At 65.9% G+C, this 23,536-nt stretch carries 22 protein-coding genes; 9 read left to right on the top strand and 13 right to left on the bottom strand.

Annotated elements, in window-relative coordinates; all coding sequences use genetic code 11:
* The first annotated feature begins 78 nt into the window (after positions 1 to 78).
* Both CFE42_RS19305 and CFE42_RS19300 read left to right on the top strand, forming a co-directional pair.
* A complete protein-coding gene (locus CFE42_RS19305; RefSeq protein WP_004633574.1) occupies positions 79 to 999 on the top strand; it encodes a patatin-like phospholipase family protein in 921 nt (306 codons plus the stop codon).
* A 122-nt stretch (positions 1,000 to 1,121) separates the two neighbouring features.
* Positions 1,122 to 2,135, top strand: coding sequence for a zinc-binding alcohol dehydrogenase family protein (locus tag CFE42_RS19300; protein ID WP_004633576.1), 1,014 nt, complete (start codon positions 1,122 to 1,124; stop codon positions 2,133 to 2,135).
* Between the two features lies 1 nt (position 2,136).
* Here CFE42_RS19300 and CFE42_RS19295 read toward each other — a convergent pair whose 3' ends face one another.
* The 3 genes from CFE42_RS19295 to CFE42_RS19285 all read right to left on the bottom strand — a co-directional run bounded on the left by CFE42_RS19295 (position 2,137) and on the right by CFE42_RS19285 (position 5,537).
* Positions 2,137 to 3,051 (bottom strand): LysR family transcriptional regulator, encoded by a 915-nt coding sequence (locus CFE42_RS19295; RefSeq protein WP_004633578.1) that lies wholly within the window; start codon positions 3,049 to 3,051, stop codon positions 2,137 to 2,139.
* Between the two features lie 166 nt (positions 3,052 to 3,217).
* Positions 3,218 to 5,008: a thiamine pyrophosphate-requiring protein gene (locus CFE42_RS19290; protein WP_004633579.1), complete on the bottom strand. Its 1,791-nt coding sequence runs from the start codon at positions 5,006 to 5,008 to the stop codon at positions 3,218 to 3,220.
* Positions 5,009 to 5,060: 52 nt separating this feature from the next.
* The gene (locus CFE42_RS19285; protein ID WP_004633580.1) at positions 5,061 to 5,537 is read right to left on the bottom strand and encodes a hemerythrin domain-containing protein; all 477 of its coding nucleotides are present in this window, start codon (positions 5,535 to 5,537) and stop codon (positions 5,061 to 5,063) included.
* A gap of 196 nt (positions 5,538 to 5,733) precedes the next feature.
* Between CFE42_RS19285 and CFE42_RS19280 the strand changes: the two genes are divergently transcribed.
* A complete protein-coding gene (locus CFE42_RS19280) occupies positions 5,734 to 6,204 on the top strand; it encodes a PRC-barrel domain-containing protein (protein ID WP_004633581.1) in 471 nt (156 codons plus the stop codon).
* A 61-nt stretch (positions 6,205 to 6,265) separates the two neighbouring features.
* Positions 6,266 to 6,454, top strand: a complete 189-nt coding sequence (locus CFE42_RS19275; protein ID WP_004633582.1) for a hypothetical protein — start codon at positions 6,266 to 6,268, stop codon at positions 6,452 to 6,454.
* Between the two features lie 66 nt (positions 6,455 to 6,520).
* On the opposite strand, the gene CFE42_RS19270 is transcribed toward CFE42_RS19275, so the two are convergent.
* Entirely contained in the window at positions 6,521 to 6,874 is a 354-nt protein-coding gene (locus CFE42_RS19270) for a glyoxalase superfamily protein (RefSeq protein ID WP_004633583.1), read from the bottom strand.
* A 126-nt stretch (positions 6,875 to 7,000) separates the two neighbouring features.
* Here CFE42_RS19270 and CFE42_RS19265 point away from each other — a divergent pair, with 126 nt between their 5' ends.
* Genes CFE42_RS19265 through CFE42_RS19250 form a run of 4 tightly spaced genes read left to right on the top strand, consistent with a single transcriptional unit; the run spans position 7,001 to position 9,403 of the window.
* On the top strand, positions 7,001 to 8,209 hold the full coding sequence (locus tag CFE42_RS19265) for a PLP-dependent aminotransferase family protein (protein WP_004633584.1): 1,209 nt from the start codon (positions 7,001 to 7,003) through the stop codon (positions 8,207 to 8,209).
* A gap of 20 nt (positions 8,210 to 8,229) precedes the next feature.
* Positions 8,230 to 8,736, top strand: coding sequence for an AraC family transcriptional regulator (locus CFE42_RS19260; RefSeq protein ID WP_004633586.1), 507 nt, complete (start codon positions 8,230 to 8,232; stop codon positions 8,734 to 8,736).
* Positions 8,736 to 9,152, top strand: a complete 417-nt coding sequence (locus CFE42_RS19255) for a VOC family protein (RefSeq protein WP_004633594.1) — start codon at positions 8,736 to 8,738, stop codon at positions 9,150 to 9,152. Before CFE42_RS19260 ends, CFE42_RS19255 begins: the two co-directional genes overlap by 1 nt.
* On the top strand, positions 9,149 to 9,403 hold the full coding sequence (locus CFE42_RS19250; protein WP_004633595.1) for a hypothetical protein: 255 nt from the start codon (positions 9,149 to 9,151) through the stop codon (positions 9,401 to 9,403). Before CFE42_RS19255 ends, CFE42_RS19250 begins: the two co-directional genes overlap by 4 nt.
* 242 nt (positions 9,404 to 9,645) lie before the next feature.
* Here the strand turns inward: CFE42_RS19250 and CFE42_RS19245 are convergent, their stop codons facing one another.
* The 7 genes from CFE42_RS19245 to CFE42_RS19215 form a co-directional block, all read right to left on the bottom strand.
* Positions 9,646 to 10,842, bottom strand: coding sequence for an MFS transporter (locus CFE42_RS19245; protein WP_004633599.1), 1,197 nt, complete (start codon positions 10,840 to 10,842; stop codon positions 9,646 to 9,648).
* 62 nt (positions 10,843 to 10,904) lie between these two features.
* On the bottom strand, positions 10,905 to 11,612 hold the full coding sequence (locus CFE42_RS19240; RefSeq protein WP_004633601.1) for a glutathione binding-like protein: 708 nt from the start codon (positions 11,610 to 11,612) through the stop codon (positions 10,905 to 10,907).
* Positions 11,613 to 11,706: 94 nt separating this feature from the next.
* The gene (locus CFE42_RS19235) at positions 11,707 to 12,900 is read right to left on the bottom strand and encodes a low temperature requirement protein A (protein ID WP_004633603.1); all 1,194 of its coding nucleotides are present in this window, start codon (positions 12,898 to 12,900) and stop codon (positions 11,707 to 11,709) included.
* Between the two features lie 34 nt (positions 12,901 to 12,934).
* Entirely contained in the window at positions 12,935 to 13,582 is a 648-nt protein-coding gene (locus CFE42_RS19230) for a LysE family translocator (protein WP_004633606.1), read from the bottom strand.
* A gap of 637 nt (positions 13,583 to 14,219) precedes the next feature.
* On the bottom strand, positions 14,220 to 15,200 hold the full coding sequence (locus CFE42_RS19225) for a DMT family transporter (RefSeq protein ID WP_004633610.1): 981 nt from the start codon (positions 15,198 to 15,200) through the stop codon (positions 14,220 to 14,222).
* Positions 15,201 to 15,306: 106 nt separating this feature from the next.
* Complete coding sequence (locus CFE42_RS19220) at positions 15,307 to 16,029, bottom strand: AraC family transcriptional regulator (protein WP_004633613.1); 723 nt, start codon at positions 16,027 to 16,029, stop codon at positions 15,307 to 15,309.
* Positions 16,030 to 16,262: 233 nt separating this feature from the next.
* Complete coding sequence (locus tag CFE42_RS19215) at positions 16,263 to 19,478, bottom strand: BTAD domain-containing putative transcriptional regulator (protein ID WP_004633614.1); 3,216 nt, start codon at positions 19,476 to 19,478, stop codon at positions 16,263 to 16,265.
* A gap of 363 nt (positions 19,479 to 19,841) precedes the next feature.
* On the opposite strand from CFE42_RS19215, the gene CFE42_RS19210 reads away from it, so the two are divergent.
* Entirely contained in the window at positions 19,842 to 21,482 is a 1,641-nt protein-coding gene (locus tag CFE42_RS19210; RefSeq protein WP_004633616.1) for a hypothetical protein, read from the top strand.
* 244 nt (positions 21,483 to 21,726) lie between these two features.
* Here CFE42_RS19210 and CFE42_RS19205 read toward each other — a convergent pair whose 3' ends face one another.
* Together CFE42_RS19205 and CFE42_RS19200 are read right to left on the bottom strand one after the other, a co-directional pair.
* Positions 21,727 to 22,083 (bottom strand): DUF427 domain-containing protein, encoded by a 357-nt coding sequence (locus CFE42_RS19205; protein WP_004633617.1) that lies wholly within the window; start codon positions 22,081 to 22,083, stop codon positions 21,727 to 21,729.
* An 84-nt stretch (positions 22,084 to 22,167) separates the two neighbouring features.
* Complete coding sequence (locus CFE42_RS19200) at positions 22,168 to 23,370, bottom strand: ammonium transporter (protein WP_004633619.1); 1,203 nt, start codon at positions 23,368 to 23,370, stop codon at positions 22,168 to 22,170.
* Between the last annotated feature and the right edge of the window lie 166 nt (positions 23,371 to 23,536).

The raw sequence follows: 23,536 nt of genomic DNA, 5'->3' as shown, positions 1-23,536 counted from the left end.
GGCGGGGCAGACCTACTCTAGTTCCAGTCGTCCCTTGATTGACCAGTTGGGACTCCTTGCTGCAACGCGGCATCGATCATGGACAGAGTGGAACGAACAGCGTTTGTCTTTGCCGGTGGCGGCAGCCTCGGCGCCATCGAGGCCGGCATGCTGCGCGAGCTGGTGGCCTCGGGCGTGGTGCCCGACATGGTGGTGGGCGCCTCAGCCGGCGCCATCAACGCTGCCTTTTTTGCGTGCAATCCGCACGCGGCCGGCACCGCGCAGCTCGAGGCGCTGTGGCGCGGTGTGCGGCGCGCCGACGTGATGCCGTGGTCTTGGCGTGCAATGTTCAGCATGCTGGGCATCCTGGGCGGGCGACGCGAGCACCTCGTCGATGCATCCGGCCTGCAGCGCCTGCTGACGCGGCATTTCGCGCAGACCCTGCTGGAGGCGGCCACGCTGCCCCTGCACGTTGTGGCCACCGACATGCGCACCGGCGCCGAGGTGGTGCTGTCGTCTGGCGCCATCGTGCCGGCCGTGCTGGCCAGCGCTGCCATTCCCGGCGTGTTTCCGCCGGTGCGCATTGGCGATCGCCTGTTGATCGACGGGGGCGTCGCCAACAACACGCCAATCTCTGCGGCCATCCGGCTGGGCGCCACACGCGTCGTCGTGTTGCCGGCCGGGTTTGCGTGTGCCGACCGTCGTGCCCCGCGCAGCGCCATCGAGCACGCGCTGAACGCCTTGTCACTGCTGGTCGCGCGCCAGCTTGTGCAAGACCTGGAGCGCTGGGCTGGGCAGGTGCCCATTGCCGTCGTGCCGCCGCTGTGCCCGCTGGACGTGTCGCCCTACGACTATGCCCGCTGCGGCGAACTGATCGACCGCGCTGCTGCGGCCACGGCGGCATGGCTCGCAGCCGATGGTCTGGCGGGCACCGGCATCCCGGGCGCGCTGCGTGCGCACGACCACAACGAAGATCACCCGAACTGCAGCGCAGACCTCCACGGCATGCCCACGGCTTGATGCGGCAGGATGGGATTTTCTGTCTGGCGTTGAAACTGAATCTGCGCGGCGCGGCTGTTTCCCCTGGCGTGGCGCGCCCATGATGCGGCTATCCAACGATCCAAATCACCGGGAAGCCTGCCATGAAAGCCGTTGCCTACTACCAAAGCCTGCCCATCGACCGCCCCGAGGCGCTCGTCGACCTGACCCTGCCCGAACCCACGCCAGGCCCGCGCGATCTGCTTGTGGAAGTGCGCGCCATCTCCGTCAACCCGGTCGATGTGAAAGTGCGCCTCGGCATGCCGCCGGTGGATGGTCAGCCCCGCGTGCTGGGCTGGGATGCTGCGGGCGTGGTGCGCGCCGTCGGCGCCGAGGTGTCGCTCTTCAAGCCGGGCGATGCGGTCTGGTATGCCGGTGCCCTGCAGCGCCCTGGCACCAATAGCGAGCTGCATGTCGTAGACGAACGCGTGGTCGGCGTGATGCCCGCCACGCTTGGGTTTGCGCAGGCAGCTGCGCTGCCGCTCACCGCCATCACCGCCTGGGAATTGCTCTTCGACCGGCTGCAGGTGCCTGAATCTGCAGCGCCCAGCGGGAAGACGGTGTTGATTGTCGGCGCGGCGGGCGGTGTTGGGTCGGTGCTCGTGCAGCTCGCGCGCCGGTTGACGGGCCTGACCGTGATCGGCACCGCCTCGCGCCCGGAAACGGCCGCCTGGGTGCGCGAGCTGGGCGCCCACCATGTGATCAACCACGCGCAGCCGCTGGCCGCGGAACTGCATCGCATTGGTGTGCCGGCAGTGGACTACGTCGCCAGCCTGAACCAGACCGAACACCACTTCGAGCAGATCGTCGAGGCGCTCAAGCCGCAAGGTCGTCTTGCGTTGATCGACGACCCCGCGCAGCTTGATGTGCGCAAGCTCAAGGCGAAGAGCCTGTCGCTGCACTGGGAGTTCATGTACACGCGCTCCATGTTCGGCACGGACGACCAGATCGAACAGCACCGACTGCTCAACCGCGTGGCCGCGCTCATTGACGAGGGCATGTTGCGCTCCACCATGAACGAGCATTTCGGCACGATCAATGCCACCAACCTCAAGCGCGCGCATGCCTTGATCGAAAGCAATCAGGCGCGCGGCAAGATCGTGCTGGAAGGGTTTTGATTCAGGCGTCGGCCAGATAACCGGCGATGCGCTCTTGCAGGAAGTCGCGCAGCCGCATCAGCGTGGGCGACAGCGCGAGGCGGTGCGTGCAGATCAAATGCAGCGGCGCCGCCTCGCCGCGCCAGTCGGTCAGCGCTGCTTGCAGACGGCCGGCGCGCAGATCGGCCAGTACATCCAGCCGCGACTTGTAAGCGATGCCATGCCCCGCAACCGCCCAGCGGCGCACGAGTTCGCCGTCGTCGGCAATGCGGTTGCCGGTGACGCGCACAACGTGCGCCTGACCGTCGTCGCTCGCGCCGTGAAAGGTCCACTGGTCGTGCGTGGTGTCGGACAGGGCCAGCAACAGGCAGTTGTGCCGACGCAGATCGTCGGGGGTCTTGGGCACGCCGTGCCGCGCAAAGTAGGCCGGTGCCGCGCACAGCACGCGGCGGTTGTCCGGCGCCAGCGGCAGCGCCACGAGGGACGAATCCTCCGGCTCGCCATAGCGCACCGCGGCATCGACGCGCTGGCGGAACATGTCGACCAGCCGGTCGCCGATGCGCACCTGAAGCGCCACCGCTGGGTGCTCGGTGAGGAAGTCGTCGAGCCAACCAGTGAGCACGTTGCGCCCGAGGTCTGACGGGATCGACAGCGACACATCGCCGCCGATGGCTTGGCGTCCAAGGGCGAGCGCATCCTGCCCGGCCTGCAGATCGGCCAGCGCACGGCGTGCGTGTTGCAGATAGCGCTCGCCTTCCTGCGTGAGCGCCAGGCTGCGCGTGGAGCGCGCCAGCAGCCGCACGCCGAGTTCCGCCTCCAACGGCTTGACGGCTGCACTTGCTGCCGCGGGTGCAATGTTCAACACGCGTGCGGCCGCCGACAGGCTGCCGTTATCCACGGCCAGCACGAGGATGGTGAGGTCGTCGAAGCGGATCATCGTGCGTGGTGTGGAGTGGAGTGGAAAAACCGGGGATGGACGGCATCTTACCGAGCACATCGGCTTTCCGCACCTTGCCCCTTCGACTCGCATCCCACATGTCTTGTCGACATGCGCTCACGCTTCGACGCGCCACCGCGTGAGCGGGGGCGTTACGTCCATACGCCTATTCCTTATGCACCGGAAACAGCGCCGACAGCACCTGCCGTGCCGTCCCGCGCAGCACACCGCTCGCATCCGGGTCGCCATACGCCAGTGCCGTCGCAAAGTTGCGTGCCTGCTGCAGCGTGACGTGGGGCGGCAGCGGCGGCACATCGGGATCGGTCTTCACTTCCAGCACCACGGGCCGGTCGGCGTTGAGCGCTTCGTCCCACGCGCCGGCCAGCTGGTCGGGGTTGTCCACGTAGATGCCCTTCAGCCCGATCAACTCGGCAAAGCGGTGATACGGCACGTTCGGGATGTCCTGTGCCGCCGGGAATTTCGGGTCGCCTTCCATCACGCGCTGCTCCCATGTGACTTCGTTCAGATCCTGATTGTTGAGCACCATGCAGATCCACTTGGAAGACTTCCAGCGCTTCCAGTATTTCGACACGGTGATGAGTTCCGCCATGTTGTTCATCTGCATGGCGCCGTCGCCCACCAGTGCGATGACAGGGCGCTCGGGATGCGCAAACTTGGCGGCAATCGCATACGGCACCGCCGCCCCCATCGATGCCAGCCCGCCCGATAGCGAGCCCATCATGCCGGGCTTGAACTTGAGATCGCGCGCATACCAGTTGGCGCAGGTGCCGGAGTCGCTCGTGACGATCACGTTGTCTGGCAGCTTCGGTGACAGCTCCCAGAACACGTGCTGCGGGTTGACGGGATAGGCCGGTTGCAATGCGCGGTCTTCCAGCGTCTTCCACCAGCTTTCATTCCAGCGTGCAATCCGGTCGGGCCAATAGGGATCGGTCTTGCGCTGGAGCAGCGGCAGCAGTGCACGCAGCGTCTGCGCGCTGTCGCCCACGAGGTTGACCTCCATCGGATAGCGCAGCCCCAGCATGCCGGGGTCCAGGTCGATCTGCACACCGCGCGCCTGGCCTTCCTTGGGCAGGAACTCCGCGTACGGAAAGCCGGAGCCGACCATCAACAGCGTATCGCAATGGTTCATCAGCTCCCAGCTCGGCTCGGTGCCGAGCAGGCCGATGGCGCCTGTCACATAAGGCAGGTCGTCGGGCAACACGGCCTTGCCGAGCAGCGCCTTGGCCACGCCCGCCCCCAGCGTTTCCGCCACGGCCGCCACTTCCGCGCTGGCTCCGAGTGCGCCCGCGCCCACGAGCATCGCCACCCGGCGGCCGCTGTTGAGGATGTCCGCTGCGCGTTCCAGGTCGGCGGCTTGCGGGATCACGCTCGGCGCGCTGTAGCCCACGCCCGAGTGCACCGTGCCATGCGCACGCGGCGGTTCGGTGTAGGGCATTTCCTGCAGATCGTTTGGCAGCACGAGCGCCGTCACCCGGCGTTGCCCGATGGCGATGCGTACCGCGCGATCCAGCAGGTGCCGCACCTGCGCCGGCATGCTGGCCTGGTGGACAAACGCGCCGGCCACGTCGCGGAACATCGCCGCCAGATCCACCTCCTGCTGGTAGTGCCCGCCGACTGCGGTGCGCGCCTGCTGCCCGGTAATCGCCAGCACCGGCATGTGGTCGAGCCGAGCGTCGTACAGGCCCGTGATCAGGTGCGCAGCACCCGGCCCGGACGTTGCCATGCACACGCCAAGCTCACCGGTGAACTTGGCGTGCGCCGATGCCATGAAGGCGGCCATCTCTTCATGCCGCACCTGCACGAACTCGATCTTGCCGCCGGCGCGCTGCAGGGCCCCGAACATGCCGTTGATGCCGTCGCCGGGGTAACCAAAGATGCGCCGCACGCCCCACTCGTACAGGCGGGCGACGAGGAAATCGCAGACGGTGGCTTGCATGGTGTCTGTCCGGTGTCGGGTGGTCGGGTCCGTCTCGGGTCCGTCAACTCGTTCAGCTCGCCGTCTCGGTCAGCAGCGCTTCCTTGCGCGCGGCCATGGTCTCCTGCAGCGGCGTCAGGTCGACGTGCTGTCGGACCAGCTTGGGAAAGAGTTCGGTCTCTTCCTCTTCCACGTGGTGCGAGACGTACTCGGCCAGCACGGTGAACTTAGCCGCGAACAGATCGTCGCCCGCGTGCATGCCGTTCAACTGCTGGATCAGATCCTTTGCGGTGGCGTGCTCGACCACGGCTTCGTCGACGAGGTCCTTGAACGCTTCGCCGCCGTTGTCGCGTACGTACGGGTAGAACACCTCTTCTTCAAGCTGCGTGTGCACGGTCAACTTTTCACACGCTTCGCGCACGATTTGCTCGCGGGTCGCTTCGTCTTTCTCCTGCTGGAACGTCTTGAACAGTTTTTTCACCTCGCGGTGATCGTCCAGCAGCATCGACAGCACGGCGCGTTGCGCCACAGGGATTTCAGCTTTGTTCATGAGGCTCTCCGGTAGGGGTTTCTGGTTTGATGCGCCGTACCGTCGAGCAAGCGGCATGCCGCACGCGCGCCTTTGCGGGCGATGTGCCGCAGGCAAGCTTCGTGCTGACACAGGTGGTTACGTGCGAGACGCCGCGCAGATGCGTGGCCGCCGCACATCATCCTGAACGTCAACTGATTGATGGGAGGTAACTGCTATGCAAACCACGACAACCGGCACCGCGCTGGGCACCGGTACTGGCACCGGTGTAGGAACCACCGCCGGTGTACGCATGCGCATCATCGGGCGTGCCGACTCCGATTCGGCGGGTCCGGGCCCGGAACTGATGGCCGCAGATACGCTGGAGGGCGATCGCGTCGTCAACCTCAATGGAGAAGACCTCGGCAAGATCACCGACATCATGCTCGACGTCCAGCGCGGCCGGATCGCCTACGCGGTGATGTCGGTGGGCGGCTTCCTGGGTATCGGCGACAAGCTCTTTGCCGTGCCGTGGAGCGCCATGTCGCTCGACGTGGACCGCAAGTGCTTCGTGCTCGATGCCAACAAGGATCGCCTGGAAGCGGCTCCCGGTTTCGACAAGGACAGCTGGCCCACGATGGCCGATCCGACCTGGGCGCAGTCCGTGCATGAGTACTACGGCTCGCGTCCGTACTGGGAAGAGTATTGAGTGCGCTCGGGCACGCCGTTCGCTTGCATGTCGTCAACCACGCTTGAAACAGGAGGGCGCTATGGAGAAGGGCAAGAAAGAGAAGCATCCGCACGCACATAAGCGTGAAGAGCTGGTGGAAAAGGCTGTGGAAGACACCTTCCCGGCCAGTGATCCGCCCGCCACGGGCGGCATCACGCGCGTTGTCGACAAGGACAAAGACGCCGACGCACACCAGGACAAGCGCACCCACAACGGCAACCACCGGTAGCAGTCCGCCGGCACTGCCGCGCCCGCATCGCCTCTGGCATGCGGGCTTTTTTTCGAGGCTGGCGGCTTACCGGTGCGCCAGGATGTTCACGACATTGCCGAACGGATCACGCACGTAAAAGCGGCGCACGCCCCACGGCTCATCGACGAGCGGGTAGACGATTTCCAGGCCCAGCGACACGGCACGCCTATGCACCGCATCCACATCGTCCACCTCCACCGACAGCGCCGGCACCGGTGTGCCGTTTCCACCTTCGCTGGCAATGCTGACTTGCGGCGTCATGGTGGCGGCCGTGTCGGCAAAGGTGACGATCCAGCCGTGGTCCATCACGGCTTCCAGATCGAGCAGTTCGGCATAGAACGCGCGGGCGCGTGCCGGGTCGGCTGCATGCAGATTGGGGACGATGCGTCGGACAGCCATGCAGGGGCTCCTTTTTACCGATTCGGTGACGGCATTCTAGTCACGGCTGTGACGCCCTGTTGGCATGCGCACGCGGCGCACATCACGTAAAGTGGCGGGCACTCGAACTACAGAGACACGCACGCCATGGAATTCCTGCAATCGCTGCTGGCACCCCGCCTGCAAAACGTTGAAACCTCCGCCATCCGCGAACTGTTCAAGGTGCTCGGCAAGCCGGGCCTGATCTCGTTTGCCGGCGGCTTTCCTGACGCCGCCCTGTTTGACGTGGAAGGCCTGAAGGCCGCGGCCGACAGCGCGCTCACCACCGACGCCGCCCGCGCGTTGCAATATGGCGCCACCGAGGGCTTCGAGCCGCTGCGCGAGGCTATCGTCACGCTGATGAAGGCGCGCGGCGCCAACGTCGCCAACACCGACATCCTCGTCACCACCGGTTCGCAGCAGGGGCTGGATCTGCTGGGCAAGGTGCTGATCGGCGAAGGCGATACGGTGCTGACAGAAGCCCCCACCTTCCTCGCCGCCATTCAGGCGTTCAAGCTGTATGGCGCCAAGGTGGCCGGCGTGCCGACCGATGGCGACGGCCTGGACGTCGACGCGCTGGAAAAGGTGCTGTCCACCGCGCGCCCCAAATTCCTCTACGTGATTCCCAACTTCGGCAACCCGAGCGGCGCGCTGATGAGCCTGGAGCGCCGCAAGCGCCTGCTGGACGTGGCCGTGCGCCACAACCTGCTGATCGTGGAAGACGACCCCTATGGCGATCTGTATTTCGACGCACCCCCGCCGCCGTCGCTGTACGCGCTGTCGCAGCAGACCGACGGCGCACAGGGGCGCGTGATCTACCTGGGCAGCCTGTCGAAGGTGGTGGCGCCGGGCCTGCGCGTGGGCTGGATGATCGCTTCGCAGCCGGTGCTGGGCAACGCGGTGATGGTCAAGCAGTTTGCCGATGCGCATACCTCCACGTTTGCGCAGGCCACGGCCGCTGCGTATCTGCGCAGTAATCGCCTCGAGACCGTGCTGCCGCGCACGCGCGCTGCCTATGCCGAACGCGCACACGCCATGGCCAACGGGCTGCGTGCGCTGCTGCCCGACACCGAACTGACCTTCAACCGCCCGCGCGGCGGCATGTTCCTGTGGTGCACCTTGCCGGGCCGCAATGCCGGCGATGTAGCCAAGATGGCCATCGAACGCGGTGTGGCGTTCGTGCCGGGTGCGGCGTTCTACCCCGTAGACCCGGATCGCTCGACGCTGCGTCTGTCATACGCGACCTCGTCGCTGGCGCAGGTGGAAGAGGGTGTGCGCAAGCTTGCGCACGCCATCGGCGAGTTCAAGCTGGGCTGACCGCACCGGCGCAGGCCGCGGTGGCACAGGCACACACCGACGCGCAGCAAGACCCCGCGCTGCTGCGCCGCCTGCTGCGCGCCAAAGACCGCATGGACGCCGCCTCGCACGAGGCGTGGCCCGTCAAGCGGCTGGCCGAAGTGAGCGGCGTATCGGCGGCGCATTTTGCGCGCTCGTTCAAGCAGGCCTTCGGCATTCCGCCGCACCGCTACCTGCTCACACGCCGCATCGAGCAGGCCACCACCCTGCTGCGCGACACCGACCTGCCCATCATCGAAATCGCTTACGCCACAGGCTGGGAAAGCCTCGGCACCTTCGGCCGCATCTTCCGCGACATCACCGGGCAGAGCCCGAGCGCGCTGCGCCGCCACGCACAGGCCACCGCGTCGCTGCAACAACTCGACCGCGTGCCCGCCTGTGTGCTGAAGGCGGCGCAGCGGCCCGACCTCGTCACAGCAGTTTCGGAGAAGCGCCGCCAGCTGGCGGAGGGTACAAATCCGTCACCCACCAACAACAAGGAGCGGTGATGAGCCAAGGGATCAATGTCGTCGGGCTGTATGTGGATGACCAGGACGCGGCGCTGGCGTTTTATGTCGACAAGCTGGGGTTTCGCGTGCACACCGATGTGCGCAACGGCCCGTACCGGTGGCTGACGGTGCAGCATCCGGAGCAGCCGTCGTTTCAGCTGGGCCTGTTCCAGCCTGGTCCGCCCATCCACGACGAGGCCACGGCGCAGACGCTGCGCGCCATGGTGGCCAAGGGCGCGATGCCGCCGCTGGTGCTGACCGTCGCCGATTGCCGCGCCGCCTACGCGCAATTGCGCGAGCGCGGCGTTGAATTCACGCAGGAGCCGATCGACCGCTTCGGCAGCGTCGACGCCGGCTTTCGTGACCCGGCCGGCAACGGCTGGAAGATGATCCAGGCCGCCGGAGGTGCACAGTGAGCGCCCGTAACGCAATCCGCCAGTTTCACCGCTGGGTGTCGATGGCGTTCACGCTCACCGTCATCGCCAACTTTGTCGCCATGGGGGTGGGCAAGGGGGCGCAGCCGCCTGCGTGGATCACCTATGCGCCGCTGCTGCCGCTGGCGCTGTTGCTGCTCACCGGGCTTTATATGTTTGCGCTGCCGTACCTGGGTCGGCGGGGTGCGCGGCGTTCGTCCGGCGACCGGAATGCGCCTACTGCGGCGGTCTGAGCGCAGCGCGTGAGGCTTTGAGGCGCAATTGCCATGCTCGGACTGTCTAGCGCGACTCTTGGAGGCTCGCGCATCGAGCGCAACGCTTTGAACGCGGCCGTTCGAGGTCGAAAATGTCGAGCCCAAAGTGTGGTGCATCGGGGTTTGACGCTCGGCCGCCAACATCCAGGCTCGGAATGCGAGGGTTTGACGTCTGAGCGCCGGGTTCAGATCCTGGCGCCTCGTGTTCTGCCGGCCGGCTCTCAGTGGGCGACCGACGTGGCTGCCGGTTCATCGGCCAGCGCCGCCTCATGCCGCCCACCCATGCGCCACAGCACCACGGCCACCACATGGCACGCGGCGGCGGCCCATCCCAGCATGCCGGGCCCGCCATGCGCCAGCGCCAGCGCGCCAACGCTCGACCCCAGCGCAATCCCCGCATACACGGCCGACGCATGCAACGACAGCGTGATCGGCGACACATCGGGGGCCAGGCGGATCAGCCGCGTCGCCTGCGCCGGGCCGAAGCCCCAGCCGGCCATGCCCCACAGCACGACCGCGCCGATGGCGACGGCGCCGGCCACCGTGCCGTGCAGCACCTGTGCCGACAGCGACAGCACCGAGAAGGCCAGCACGATGCCCGCGCTGCTGACCGCCAGCACGCGCGCCACGCCGGCGCGGTCGGTCAGGTGGCCGCCCAGGCCCGTGCCCAGTGCCGCAAAGCTGCCGACCAGGAACAGCACGATGCCCACATGCTGCGGCGCGAAGCCCAGCCCCTGCACAAAGAACGGTGCGACGTAGGTGTAGAACGTAAAGCCGCCTGCGGCCCACAGCGTGGACACCGCCAGCGCGCCCAGCATGCCGGGCCGGCGCGCCACGCGCAGGCGTTGCGCCAGCGTGGTTACGCTGTGCGGCAGGTCGCGCGGCAGACCGAAGGCGAGCCCTGCCGTGGCCAGCGCCGAGAGCACCCCGCATGCGATGAACGTCGAGCGCCAGTCGCCTTGCGCGGCAATCCACGCGCCCAGCGGCACACCGAGCGCCACCGCCACCGTGCCGCCACCCGTGATGACGGCCAGCGCCGAGCCGCTGCGCGAGGCCGGCACCAGCGAGGTCGCCACCGCATTGGCCGTCGGCAGAAAGACGCCGGCCGCCAGCGCCAGCAGCACGCGCGCCGCCATCAACTGCCCAAAGCCGTGCGCGGTGGCCGCCAGCAAGTTGCCTGCCGCAAAGATGGCCAGCGCGCCGATCAGCACGCGTCGGCGGTCCACATTGCCGAGCAGCGTCGCCATCACCGGCGAGCCCACGGCATAGGTGACGGCAAACACGGTGACGAGCTGCCCAGCCGCCGGCACGCTCACGCCCAGGTCTGCGGCCAGCACCGGCAGCAGACCGGCGATCATGAACCCTTCAGTGCCGATGGCGAACGCGCCCAGGCACAACCACCACAGCGATGCCGGCATGGTCGGCTCCTGTCAGAAGAGGAAAGCGGAGAGAGGGGCGGAGCGCAGAGGCTCCGCGAGGATCATCGCGCGGTGGAGCTGGCCGTCTGGCCCAACAGCACGTTGCGCTCGTCGTCGGAGATGTCTTCGCGGCGGCGCGAGTAGGCGCGCTCGACCCCGGCATAGGCGCGCTGCGTGGCAGGGCGTGCGCCAACGCCTTCGAACCAGCGCTGGAGATTCGGAAAGTCGTTCAGGTCCTGACCATGCCCGGCGTGCGGGACGATCCAGGGATAGGCCGCGATGTCGGCGATGGTGTAGTCGTTGCCGGCAATGTAGGGGCGATCGGCCAGGCGGCGGTCGACCACACCGTACAGGCGGTTCGTTTCCTTGGTGTAGCGCTCGATGGCGTAGGGCACGCGCTCGGGGGCATACACGTTGAAGTGGCCGATCTGCCCGGCCATCGGGCCCAGGCCGCCCACCTGCCAGAACAGCCACTTGAGCACTTCCATGCGGCCGTGCAGGTCGGCGGGCATCAGCTGGCCGGTCTTCTCGGCCAGGTAAAGCAGCATGGCGCCCGATTCAAACAGCACCACGGGGTCGCTGCCTTCGGCCGGGTCGTGATCGACCATGGCCGGGATCTTGTTATTGGGCGAGATGGCCAGGAACTCGGGCTTGAACTGGTCACCCCGGCTGATATCGACGGGGATGACGCGGTGCGGCAAGCCGGTTTCGGCAAAGAACAGCGCCATCTTCAGGCCGTTGGGCGTGGCGCAGTAGTAGAGATCGATCATGGCGGGGCCCTCGTGTTCTGTCATGTTGGTTGACAGCGTAGGCGCGCGAGTGGCCTTTTGTAATGTCCAGAAACTGGAATTTTCAGGTAACCACTTACGGGTTGTGCGCCGCTTCGGGTTCCGCTGTCTCGCAGGAGCGTGCGTACCATTCCCACGCCGCGGTGCCGCACAGCACGCCCGTCGCCAGCGCGGACACCGCGAGCGCCGGCAGTTCACCCGCCGGCAGCCAGGCGCCGCCCAGCACCACCAGGCCAACCGCATGTGCCGGGCGCAACCGCCCGAAGATCGCCCACTTGAACAGCAGGTTGCCCAGCAGATATAGCGCTGCGCTGCCCAGCACCGCCAGCGTCGTCCCTTCATGGGCGCGGCCCACCGGATGCGCCAGCACGAACTCATCGGCCACCGCCCCGACGATGATGCCGGCCACCAGCACCACGTGGATGTAGGTGTAGGCCAGCCGTGCGAGCCGGCCCGGATCAGCCGAATGCGACATGGTGCGCGCGCCGCGCTCGGCAATCCTGTCGAAATACAGCCACCACATCGCCAGGCTGCCGATGAACGACAGCGCCATCGCCGCGATGTTTTCTGCGGTCCAGTCGAGGCCAGCAAACGTGGAGCCCGTCACCAGCACCGATTCGCCGAGCGCGATGATGATGAACAGCGAGCAGCGCTCGGCCATGTGGCCGCCTTCCACGTTCCAGTCGTTGGTGGTGGAGCGGCCCAGGCCCGGTGTGTAGAAGCCCATCGAGGGGCCGAGCCATTCGATGACCAGCGCGCAGATCCAGCAGGTCCAGCGCACGGAACCGTCCGACAGGCCGCCCGCCAGCCACAGCACGGCCGAGATGCCGAGCCACGTGGCGATGCGCTGGAAGTTGCGCCGCATGGGCAGCGACTCACCGCGCACGGCCCACAGGAAGAAGACCGTGCGGCCGAACTGCATGAACACATAGGCCAGCGCAAAGGCCAGCCCGCGCGAGCCGAACGCCTGCGGCAGCGATGCCGAGAGCAGCAGCCCGCCCGTCATCAGCACGAGCATCAGCATGCGGATGGCGAGCTTGTCCGGATCGAGCCAGTTCGTCACCCACGACGTGAAGATCCACACCCACCACACGGCCAGCATCAGCAGCAGCGCCTGCGCGCCGCCTTGCAGCGTGAAATTGCTGATCAGCAGGTGCGAGAGCTGCGTCACCGCAAAGACGAACACCAGATCGAAGAACAACTCGATGTTGGTGACGCGGTGATGGCCGTGGGCCCCTTCGGGCGAGGGGCGGAGGTAACTGCGGGGCATCGGGTGTCCTTCGGTGCGGCCTTGGAAAGGGCGATCAGGCCGACTGCATGCCGAGCGTGAGCGTGCCTGCGCCCACCATCACCGCGCCGCCCGTGTAGCCGAAGCGGCGCTGCGCGGCCACGCTCGTCAGGCGCTTGGCGAGCAGCTTGGCGGCCAGCGCGTACATCGACGCATTGGCGGCGGCCAGGATGACGAAGGTCGGCAGCAGGATCACGCTCTGCGAGAGGAAGGTCTGCTCGGCCGACATGAACTGCGGCACGAAGGCGACGAAGAAGACGATGCTCTTGGGGTTCAGCGCGGTGACCGTCCAGGCGGAGAGGAAGCGGCGGCCGGCGGACTTTTGCTGCACGGGGATGGTGGCCTCGGGCGCATCCGCCTGTACGTCATCCTGCAGGCGGCGTGCGCTGAGGATGGACTTGATGCCCAGATAGACGAGGTACGAACCGCCGATCAGCTTGAGCGCCGTGAAGGCCGCGGCCGATGCGGCGAGCAGCGCGCCCGCACCGGCAAGGGACACGGCCATGGCGGTCGTGTCGCCAGCGGCCACGCCGGCAACGGTGCTCCACGCCGAGCGGCCACGGTTGGCCAGCGAATCACCAATCACCAACAGGATGGTCGGGCCGGGGATGAGCAGGATGATGATGCTGGCGCCGATGAAGGCCAGCCAGGTTTGGAGGGTCATGGGGTGGCTCGCTGTGTTGTTGGGGGGTGGGGAGACAGTTATCCATGAAAAAAATGGGGCGTCAAATGGGGAGGGGGGTTTTGGTTTTGGTTTTGATGTTTGTGGTGCATCCCTTGTTTCATCCCCTGCCGGGGCTGACTCACTTTCTTTGGTCTTGCCCAAAGAAAGTAAGCAAAGAAATGCGCGCCCGAGATGGCGAAAGACTCCTTCAATTTTCGTAACCGGGCGGAGGCGGGGAAAACTCGCTGCGCTCAGACAGTTCCCCGCCTTTTTTCCGCCCGCTTACAAAAATTGAAGGCGCCATCTAGGGCAGGAACGGCCAAACACTCGGTATGCCGGTGCAAACGAAAAAGCGAGCCTTGGTGGCTCGCTTCGTGTTCGACGGTTTGCTTTTCCCTTGCCCTAGATGGCGCCTTGGATTTTTGTTGCGGGGAGGAAAAAGGAAGGAGCCTTGTCTGAGCGCAGCGAGTTTGGCTCCTTCCCCTCCCCGCGACACAAATCCAAGGAGGGGGTCGCCATCTCGGGCGCGCCTTTCTTTTGCTTACTTTTCTTTGGCAAGACAAAGAAAAGTAAGTCGGTCCCGCCAGGGAACGAAAGGGGGATGGACCACCAAGTCCAAAACACGCACAAAAAAACCCTACCCATGCCTCCGCGCCGCCAACCCCACCCCACTCACCAACAAAACCGCAGCCGCCACTTCAAGCCCATGCGGCCATCGTGCCTCATAGATAAACCCATACAAAAGCGCAAACACCGTCTCAAACACGATCAACTGCCCCGACAGCGTCAACGGCAACTTGCGGCTGGCCGCATTCCACAGGCTGTTCCCGAGCACAGACGCCCCCAGCGCCACGCCCATATTCACCAGCCAGAACATCCCCCACGCCGACGGGGGCTGCGCAGAAGCCGTCGCCATACCGGGCAGCAAAAACGCCGGCACGGCCAGTGCCAGTGACAGCACTCCAGTCGCAACGCCCGTCAACAGCGACCACTCCCGGCTCGTGAACTGCGGCCGCGCGCGCAGGTACCGCGCATTGCACACCGCATACACCGTCCAGCACGCCAGCGCACCTGCTGCCATCAACAGCCCGAAGAGATAGGTTCTGCCGCCCGCACTCGAATGCACGTCTGGCGCATCCAGATAAATGCACACCACGCCCGCGACGGCCATCAGCAAGGGCAGGGCCAGTTGGCGCAGGGGCAGGCTGCCGCGTTCGGCCGCGCCGGCCAGCGTGACTGTCACCGGCAACAGCCCCACGATGAGCGACACCGGCGCCACGCCTGCGCGCTGCACCCCGCCCGCCACGCACAGGTAGTAAAGGATGTTGCCCGGCAGCGATAGCAACAGCAGCGCCACCCAATCCCGCCGCGTCGTCTTGCGCCACAGCATGCGCCACATCGGCAGCGCCAGCACGAGCGAGAGAACGCCATACAGCACGTATCGCGCGGCAGACAGCGCCAGCGGCGAGAACTGCGGCAGCATCTTCGGCGCGACGAAGATCACACCCCACAGCGCCCCGGCCGCGACGCCGTAGCCGATGCCCGTGAGGTGGTCGCGCCGCGCGTCGTGCTGACCGTGATGAAGCTGCGTTGCAGTGGAGGGGTCGCCAACAGCCATGGAGCGCCTGTCCGGAAAGATCAATCGAACCGGCACTCTGCGCGTGCGCGCGTCGCGCGTCTTGGCGAAGACGGCTGCGCTTTGGCAAAAACGGAAATGGCCCGGGTTAGCGGCGCACCGCTGCGGGCGTGACGCCGTGTGCGGCCTTGAGGTGGCGCGTGAGGGCGCTCTGGTCGTAGTAGCCGGTGCGTGCGGCAATCTCGGCGATGGGCAAGGCGGTGGTTTCCAGCAGCGTCAATGCATGCCGCAGCCGTACCTGGGCCAGATGCGCATGCAGCGTGGTGCCATAGGTGGCACGGAACAGCGTGGCGAGGCGACGCGCACTGACGCCCGCCTCGGCGGCAAGCGCATCGACGGTGAGCGGCTCGGCGTAGCGGTGCTCGATGGCGTGCCATGCGCGCTCGGCACGCGCGTCGGGGCGTGCGCGGATCTGCGCGGCTTGGTTGACCGGATGCGCCGCGAGCGTCGCCAGCGCGAGAGACGACCACGCATTGGCCAGTACGGCATCGACGATGGGCGCGTCCTGCAGCCAGGTCGTCAGTGCGCGCAGGCCCGGCGTAAGTGGAAAGAACACGCGATCGGCCAGGCCGCCCAGGCTGGGGGCGTCCACGGTTTGGCCGGGAATGTCGAACACGATGAAACGGTTGGCGCCCGTGGCTTCAAACGCATGCGTGGCGCCAGCCGGGATGAGCGCGGCGTGGTGCGTGTCGACGCGGCCGCCGCGGCCGTCCACGTCCATCTCGAGGATGCCGCGTGCGGGCATCACGACTTGCATGAAGTCGTGCGAGTGTGGGGGCGCGGCGAGGCCGTAGGTACGGAAGTCCAGCATGATCAATTTGACAACCCGGTGGATAAAACCTTCATGTCACATTTTCCCCGGGGATTTTTCGTGCGTGTAGCGTACTCCTGTATTGAGATCTCGATGCCGACCATCTCAGACGAGAGGCCTCTGGCGCTAACGGAAGAGATCGGCCGGACACGCCGCTGCCCACAACCTGACGTCGGGCAACCCGCTGAACGCGCGAAACCCACGGCATATCGGTTTTCATCGGTGGGGTAGACCTATCGTATCCAGTCCAGCATCGCCACTAAAGATGGAGATGGCGCGGCGCCATAAACCACCTTGAGTGTGTGCTGCCATTCGGCGAAGAACGCGCTGGCTTCAGCAGACCGGCCTTCTGCCCGCAGGCATTCCAGCAGGTGACGGCAGATGCCTTCTGCTGTCGGGTGCAGGCGAAGCGCGCGCTGATACACAGTCGTTGCCGACGTCGGTGCATTGAGGGCTTCCAGCTTTTCCCCCACCGTGAGCACGGTGCGCACCAGTTCGGCACGCAGGCGTTCCCGCTGCGGAAGCAGCCATGGTTGCTCGGCCTCGTCGGCGAGGAAGTCCCCGGTGTAGGCGGCGAGCATGTCCAACGCGGCTGTCAATAGCGTGTGGGAATCGGCGTCAGGTGTTTTTGCCAGATCGAGTGCGATTTGGCGGTGCGCCTGGAACGTCCAGAGATCGAGCCCGCACAAGTGCATGTTGAGCCCAACCTTGCCGTTGCTGACCACGATGGCATCGGCATTGCCGAGCAGTTTGCGCAGCCGGTGAATGGCCACGTCGAACGCACCTTTGGCGCTGTCGCCATCCGCGTCGGGCCACAACGCGGCTGAGAGATGGTCGATGGCGACTTCCCGTCCCCCATACGCGACGATCGCCTTGAGCGTGTCCAGCGTGCGCCGGTTGCCCTTGCCGCTCTGCGCTAGCGGCTCACCTGAGCAACTCACGCTGAAAGCCCCGAGCACGCGCAGTTCAATCTCCCACGGCCAGTGCTTCACGCGCGCAGTTGGCGCCTGTAGACGGCGTTTGCGGACCAGTGCGGTCACGTAGTTCGTCTCAATGCCGGTTGCCAACGCATGGGCCGCCAGGCGGGCGACCATCGGGTCATGCCAGCCAGGGAAATTCGTGATGCCGAAGCGTCGGCCCAGTGCCAGCGCCTCTGGCAGCCATGGGCTGCTTGGTGCGCCACGATCCAACGCCATCACCGCGCGCACCATCAACGTGTGGCAGAGCGCCACCTTGCTATCGACGTCGCGCGACAGCGCCTCTGCTTCTTCGGCAAACGTGTCGGCCTGTTCTGCCTGGCCGAGCAAGTGCGCGATATATGCGCTGGTGGCAAGGGTGAACGCCACGCCGAAGCGGAAGTTGAGTGACCGAAAGCCATTGCGCCCGAACTCAACCATGAGTTCCGCCTCGCGCAAGCGGTCTTGCTGCAAGGCCAGCCACCCGCGCTCGAAATGGTGCATGGCCTGATCGAGTGGCCGGCCCATGTGAATGTCTTGCGCCAGCTTGGCCCGGAACGATTCCGCCACCATCACATTGCCGGCGGAGATAGCCGCCGCCAGCCCATGATTCAGTAGCGCGTGCTTCCACAGGTAGATGTCGCTGGCGTGCATCAAGGCTTCCGTTTGCTCTACCACGGCGATGCATGCATCGTTCTCGGCAAAGAACCAGTAGCCCATCGCCTCGGTGGTGAGGATCGTGGTGCGCAGCAGGTCGCTGGTCTGCGGCGATGCCACGGCCGCCCGCATGAGCTGGAGCACTACGCGCGCACGCTCAAGATCGCCCGTCCACAGGTGATAGACCGTCAGCATGAAGCCGAGCGAGGCTTGCGTCTGCACGTCCACCGTGCCGATGAAGACGAGGGCGCGGTCGGTCCAATGTCGGCTATCCGCATGGCCCATGGCGTGAAACGCCAACGCCGCGAGCACGCTGGCCAGCACGCGCGCTTCGATTTGCGCATCGGGAAACGCCGGGTAACGCGCGCGCAGCGTGTCCAGCATTTCCAGCCAATGCGTGAGCGGCCGGTAATCGCGGGATTCGAAATAGATGCAATCGACGATGCTAGACCAGGCGAGGTAACAGCCAGCGGCATTGTCATGCGCCTGGAACAGCGTCAACGCCGGCTCGAAGTAGCGGCGTGCATTGCCCGGGTCCAGCGCCATGCGGCTGGTGCCGGCCCAGAACAGCAGCCAGGGGTCGGCATTGAGCACGGCGGTGGGGAGTTGCCCAAGCAAGTCGCTCAACGTGCGATAGCGGCCTTGCTGGAGAACCATTGGTGCATGGCGCAGCGCCAGTGCCGCAAGTTGCGGCATCAGCCCGGCATCGGCCAGCAATTCGCCGGCGCCGGCAAGCTCGCCGCGCGCTTCCAGCAAGGCGGCGGCGTTGGCTGTCAGCTGCTGCCGCTCGTCAGCGGAAAATGCATCGGGTAACCGTGACAGCAAGAATTCGCGAAACAGCGCGTGGTACTGGTACGACGCCCCTGCCCCGCTGCCGAACTGGTCGATGAAGTACTGCTGGCAATGCGCGGAGGTAACGAAGTGATCGACATCCGTGCTGCCGGTGAGTTGGCGAGCCTCGGCCAGATCGAAGTTCGGCAGGATCGCCGTGCACAGCAGGAAGTGGCGCAGCTCGGGCGACGCGGCGCCGATCATCTCCTGCGCGAAATACGGGAACAGCACTTCACGCGAGTCCAGTCGGTCGACGTCATAGCTGCCCACGCGGCCAATCTGGTCCAGCAGCAACACCACGGCGGCTACCCAGCCGCCGCTGCGCGCATGCAGCCGGCCGGCAAGCTCGCGCTCTGCATCGGGGCGCTGTTCCAGCGTTGCCAGCGCGGCGGGGTGGCCGGCCAGGATGGCGCCGGTTTCTTCCTCGGTCAGCCGCAGGTGTTGCCAGTCCACCAGCGCGAGTTGCTGATTGGCTTGCAGCCGCGCCAACTCAGGCGGCGGCGCGGATCGGCTCAACACCAGAATCCGCACGTGCTCGGATGCCTCGGCCAACGCGGCTTGCAGGATTCCCTTGAAGCTGGGCTCGGCCTCCGCTGCGTGCACGTTCTCAAGCACCAGCAGGGTGGCTTCTGGTAGCCCCGAGAACACGGCCCGGAAGTAACGCCGCGCAAACGCTGCCAGGTCAAACAGATGGTCGGGGCTGAACAGCGGCGGCTGGGTGGCGCTGTCTGCACCAAGATGCGCAGCGCAGGCTTGCCCGAAGGTCCGGAAAAAGCTGGCCGGGTCCATGTCGCCGGCGTCCACCTCGTACCAGATGGCGGGCAGCCCGCTCGCTTCCAGATAGCTGATCGCCAGTTTGGTCTTGCCCGAACCGGCAGGGCTGGCCACCCACACGATGGGGCTGGCCGCAAAGCCGCGCCCGATGCGGTTCAGCACACGCGGGCGCAGCACGATGCCGCCCGACTGCGGGCGGTTGATCTTGGAGAGCGTGGGAGCGGAGTTCAAGCGGAGGTCGAGTGCCAGCAGGAGGTTCGCGGAATGTGCGGCAAGGGTGCAGCGGGATTATCCCGTGCGCTGCGCTGCTCGCATGCCTCGGGATTTCCAGAATGTCATGCACTTCGGCTCGGGTGATTCCCCTCGGAAGGAGGGGGCGTTTCGGCACATCGAGCCCCATCGCCGCCCAGATCGGTAAGTCATCGGTAAGTGGCTGCGTGGCGTAATGCCTGAGCGCGGTCCATAGGAGCCACACGGCGTCTTCATTCATTTAAATGATGCGCGGCGCCATGTGCTTCTAGAGGATCCGATCCAATCCGGTCCGAAACCGAGCTATTCCGTACCACACCACAAAAGAGCCCGAGGGAGGGAACCATGAAGCTCACACCGATCGCAATCAGCGCTGCAGTGCTTGTTTTGACCGCTTGCGGCGGAGGCGGAGATGCTCCGCCTCAGCTAACCACGCAGCAATCGCAGACGATCAGCGGCGTGGCGGCCACTGGCGCGGCCTTGCCCGGTGCAACGGTCAACGTGACCTGCTCGGCGGGTTCGGGTACGGCCACCACGAGAGCGGACGGCAGCTATTCGGCACCCATCACGGGCGCCAGCCTGCCTTGCGTGGTGACGGTCACCAGCAGCGACGGCAAGACGGTGCTGCACTCGCTGGTTGCCGGTTCAGGATCGATCGGCAGCACCGCCACGGCCAACATCACGCCGCTGACGGAACTGCTGCTGGCACAACTGGCCGGACAGGACCCGGCAAAGTATGTGGCCGGATTCAGTTCGACGACGACCGTGAATGCCAGCGACGTCACCGCCGCGCAAGCCGCCCTGATCAAGGTGTTGCAGAGCGCCGGCTTTGACGCGTCGGGCATCGGTGACTTCCTGGGCGGCACGCTCAGCGCAGGCAGCGGCCAGGGTTATGACGGGGTGCTCGACACGCTGCAATCGAAGCTGGCCGGCGCGGGCGTCACCCTGACCGACCTGAGCACCGCGGTTGCCAGCACCAGCGGCAGCTCCAGCGGGTCTGCAGGCTCGACGGTTGGCACCGTGCTGGCGCCGGCCAATTCGGCCTGTCCGGCGCTCAAGAGCGGCGATCATCGGCTGATCAAATTCTCGGATGGTTCGGCACAGGTGGTGACCATCGACGCGGCCAAGCTGACCGTCGCGGTGGGCGGCTCGAGCTACCAACTGACCCAAGGTGCGACGGCCTGCGATTACACGTTGAACGATACCGGTTCGACGCGCGTGCTGGTGGCCAAGTCGGGAATGGCGGTCTGGACCAACGGCAGCGGTGGCACGGGCGTGCTTTCGCTGTCGCTTCCCAAGCAGATCGTCGATCCGACTGCTATCAACGGAAACTACATCTATGCGCTCCTGAGCGGGGCAAGCCAAGGCACGTTTGGCACGAATAACTATGCGAAGGGCGTCGTGACGGCTGCCACGAATTGCGCGGTCAACGCGCCTTGCGCGCCTGATCTGAATTCACCGTATGGGCACATGGTTGCCACGTCGGATGGTGGGGTCGACTGGGTTGATGATGGCGCCTCCGCAGGTACCGTCAACGCCCACGCCTATGGGTTCCGGAACGCGCAGGGGAACACGGTTTTCGTGGTTGCGCTGACCGGGGGCGGCGTAGGCATCTTCGCCCCGCAGACGACGCTGTCCATGCCAGCAGTCGGCACGACCAACGCCTTCTGGCAAAGCAACGTCAAGTCGACCGGTCTGAGCGCGGTGACGGAAGACAGCAACACCATCACGGCGGTGAATGGCTCGACGGTGACACGCACCTTTGCCGATACCCATACGGACCAGATCATCTACAACGATCCATTCGCCGGCCTGCGCCATCGGCCCGGTACCAAGGTCTGCACGAACACGAGCGGTGTTGCGGTTACGTGCAACGAGACGTGGCAACTGCCGTTGAGCGGCCTGACGCTGGCATTGAGCGGGTCGCCGTCCGTCACGCCATCCACGTACCAGGTGAACTTTTCGGTCAACAAGCCCGGCAACTAAATCGAGAAAGGCGCCGTCATCAAAAGCGGCAACGGCCAGGGTGCCAACCGAGCGCCCGGCACTGCCGCCTTCGGGGAAGTTGGCACCGGCTCATCGCGAGCCGGTGCCAGCGCAAAAAAATACCCGGCCACAGATCGTCTGCGCCGGGTCTCGGAACTTTCACGGAAAGAGGATCCGTGAGAAGAGGAACAGGCGCATCGTGCGCCGCCCGCATGACAGCGGCATGTCAGCCGCGTCTGCGTCCTCATTCCTCCTGGATCGTCACCTTGTTCGGATAGAACGCCAGATAGCCGGCCACCTCGCGCGCCACGGGCTTGGGCTGTTCGTACGTCCAGACGGCGTTGTCGGCGCGCATATCGCCGGCCACGATCGTGTAGTACGACGCATCGCCCTTGTACGGGCAATGGGTGTGATGCTGCGTGCGCTCCAGCAGGTTCATCTGCACATCGTCGCGCGGGATGTACTGCACCGGCGGGTACGACGCCTCGCGCAGCGTGCGCGCCAGATGCGTGCTGGCGATGGTGAAACCGTTGAGGGTCACGGTCACGCGGCGCGGGTTCGACTCGACGGTGATGGGGTGGTTCGGATCGATTTCTGGCATGCGGCACTCCTGCAGTTGGGCGAGGGAAGACGCTTTCACTGTAGCAAGCGCCGCGCGCGCCTTCCTCTGGCTGCAGGCTTCCGCTTACCAGTGCGTTTCCGATTCCGGCGTGGACGAGACGCGGTGGATCGCCAGGTCGGCGCCCATGAATTCGGCCTCGCGGTCCAACCGCAGCCCAACGAGCTTGCGCAGCGTGCCGTACACCACCGTGCCGCCGACCAGCGCAATGACAATGCCGCCGGCCGTGCCCGCCACCTGCGCCCAGAACGACACGCCGCCCAGGCCGCCGAGCGCCTTCAGGCCGAAGATGCCGGCCGCGATGCCACCCCACGCGCCACACAGGCCGTGCAGCGGCCACACGCCCAACACGTCGTCGATGCGCCAGACGTTCTGCACGCGCGTGAACATCCAGACAAACAGCACGCCTGCAATGCCGCCGACGGCAAGCGCCCCCAGCGGGTGCATCACGTCGGAGCCCGCGCACACGGCCACCAGGCCGGCCAGCGGCCCGTTGTACGAGAAGCCCGGATCGTTCTTGCCCATCCACCACGCGGTGAGCGTGCCGCCCACCATGGCCATCAGCGAGTTGATGGCGACCAGGCCGCTCATCTTGTCGAGCGTCTGCGCGCTCATCACGTTGAAGCCGAACCAGCCCACCGCCAGCACCCAGGCGCCGGCGGCCAGGAACGGGATGTTGGACGGCGGATGCGCGGCGATGCGGCCGTCGTCCTTGTAGCGGCCGTGGCGGGCGCCAAGCAGCAGCACCGCCGGCAGCGCGATCCAGCCGCCCACGGCATGGACAACCACCGAGCCGGCAAAGTCATGGAACTCCGCCCCCGTCACGCTCTGCAGCCAGTGCTGGATGCCGAAGCGCTCGTTCCAGGCGATGCCTTCAAAGAACGGGTAGACGAAACCCACCAGCACGAAGGTTGCCGCCAGTTGCGGCTCGAAGCGCGAGCGCTCGGCAATGCCGCCGGAGATGATGGCCGGGATAGCGGCCGCGAAGGTCAGCAGGAAGAAGAACTTCACCAGCTCGTAGCCGTTCTGCTGGGCGAGCACGTCGGCGCCGGTAAAGAAGTTGACGCCGTACGCGACTGAATAGCCGATGAAGAAGTACGCGATGGTCGACACGGCAAAGTCGACCAGGATCTTGACCAGTGCGTTGACCTGGTTCTTCTTGCGGACGGTGCCCAGCTCAAGGAACGCGAAGCCGGCATGCATGGCCAGCACCATGATCGCGCCCAGCAGGATGAAGAGCGCGTCGCCCCCGGTTTTGATGGAGTTCATTGCGGTTGTCGTGCGGGTTAAAGGTCAGCGCCATCCGGGTGCGGTGCGTGCCCGGAAATGGCGCAAAAGGCACCGACAGATGCAAAAGTTGTTCCAGCGGTGTGCAAAAAGGTGACATGGCGCACCATGGTCGTGCGCGGGAGGTCGTTGCCCGGCAGCGCGACGG

It is taken from the genome of Ralstonia sp. PBBBR1 (assembly GCF_002256165.1).
Classification (GTDB): Bacteria; Pseudomonadota; Gammaproteobacteria; order Burkholderiales; family Burkholderiaceae; genus Ralstonia; species Ralstonia thomasii.
The sequence above is the reverse complement of the archived record's forward strand: the minus strand, read 5'-3'. Positions and strand labels throughout refer to the sequence as shown.

Coding starts and splice junctions, on each gene's coding strand:
- CFE42_RS19305 (WP_004633574.1), top strand. CDS start 79: ATGGACAGAGTGGAACGAACAGCGTTTGTCTTTGCCGGTGGCGGCAGC.
- CFE42_RS19300 (WP_004633576.1), top strand. CDS start 1,122: ATGAAAGCCGTTGCCTACTACCAAAGCCTGCCCATCGACCGCCCCGAG.
- CFE42_RS19295 (WP_004633578.1), bottom strand. CDS start 3,051: ATGATCCGCTTCGACGACCTCACCATCCTCGTGCTGGCCGTGGATAAC.
- CFE42_RS19290 (WP_004633579.1), bottom strand. CDS start 5,008: ATGCAAGCCACCGTCTGCGATTTCCTCGTCGCCCGCCTGTACGAGTGG.
- CFE42_RS19285 (WP_004633580.1), bottom strand. CDS start 5,537: ATGAACAAAGCTGAAATCCCTGTGGCGCAACGCGCCGTGCTGTCGATG.
- CFE42_RS19280 (WP_004633581.1), top strand. CDS start 5,734: ATGCAAACCACGACAACCGGCACCGCGCTGGGCACCGGTACTGGCACC.
- CFE42_RS19275 (WP_004633582.1), top strand. CDS start 6,266: ATGGAGAAGGGCAAGAAAGAGAAGCATCCGCACGCACATAAGCGTGAA.
- CFE42_RS19270 (WP_004633583.1), bottom strand. CDS start 6,874: ATGGCTGTCCGACGCATCGTCCCCAATCTGCATGCAGCCGACCCGGCA.
- CFE42_RS19265 (WP_004633584.1), top strand. CDS start 7,001: ATGGAATTCCTGCAATCGCTGCTGGCACCCCGCCTGCAAAACGTTGAA.
- CFE42_RS19255 (WP_004633594.1), top strand. CDS start 8,736: ATGAGCCAAGGGATCAATGTCGTCGGGCTGTATGTGGATGACCAGGAC.
- CFE42_RS19245 (WP_004633599.1), bottom strand. CDS start 10,842: ATGCCGGCATCGCTGTGGTGGTTGTGCCTGGGCGCGTTCGCCATCGGC.
- CFE42_RS19240 (WP_004633601.1), bottom strand. CDS start 11,612: ATGATCGATCTCTACTACTGCGCCACGCCCAACGGCCTGAAGATGGCG.
- CFE42_RS19235 (WP_004633603.1), bottom strand. CDS start 12,900: ATGCCCCGCAGTTACCTCCGCCCCTCGCCCGAAGGGGCCCACGGCCAT.
- CFE42_RS19230 (WP_004633606.1), bottom strand. CDS start 13,582: ATGACCCTCCAAACCTGGCTGGCCTTCATCGGCGCCAGCATCATCATC.
- CFE42_RS19225 (WP_004633610.1), bottom strand. CDS start 15,200: ATGGCTGTTGGCGACCCCTCCACTGCAACGCAGCTTCATCACGGTCAG.
- CFE42_RS19220 (WP_004633613.1), bottom strand. CDS start 16,029: ATGCTGGACTTCCGTACCTACGGCCTCGCCGCGCCCCCACACTCGCAC.
- CFE42_RS19210 (WP_004633616.1), top strand. CDS start 19,842: ATGAAGCTCACACCGATCGCAATCAGCGCTGCAGTGCTTGTTTTGACC.
- CFE42_RS19205 (WP_004633617.1), bottom strand. CDS start 22,083: ATGCCAGAAATCGATCCGAACCACCCCATCACCGTCGAGTCGAACCCG.
- CFE42_RS19200 (WP_004633619.1), bottom strand. CDS start 23,370: ATGAACTCCATCAAAACCGGGGGCGACGCGCTCTTCATCCTGCTGGGC.